The sequence below is a fragment of the Rhodoferax sp. P1_F3 genome (assembly GCF_056405715.1).
On the sequence record NZ_JBFUBO010000043.1, the window covers coordinates 1 to 488 of the forward strand.

Annotated in this window: 1 pseudogene; it reads right to left on the reverse strand. The window is 58.0% G+C overall.

Annotated features, from left to right (window positions below):
• Positions 1-488, reverse strand: a pseudogene (locus AC1DZ5_RS21545) (heme utilization protein); the annotation flags it as partial.

Here is a 488-nt window from a genome sequence, read left to right on the forward strand (position 1 = left end):
CCGTCGCCACCACTCACTGACCCAGCCCGTATTGATCGCTGCACCATCGTCAAACAAGTCGAACTTGACGCCAGCGTCGATGCTCTGCGTTCTCACACCGTCTCCGTTCAAGTCCAGGATGATGGGCGTACCCGTCGTCAGGTATTGGTAGGCCGCAGTGCCAAACGCGGAAATCTGGTTGGACTGCAACGCTTCAACCTGAGTCGTTGTGAATGAGTAGGTCTGATTCGTTGTCAATGCACTCAATTGCTGTGTCGTAAGCACCGCGATATCCGTCGTTTCGATCGCCACAATTTGGTTCGTCGTCAGCGCCTTCATTCCAGCCGTAGAGATCGCCTGTATCTGGTATGTGGTCAGCGAGACCACTTGGTCCGTGGTCAGCGCCGTGACCGTGCCGGTGGCCAGGCCAGCCAGTTGCTTGGTGCTCAGCGCCTGGATGTCGGTGGTCTCAATCGCCGCAATCTGGCCCGTGGAGAGCGCCGCCATCG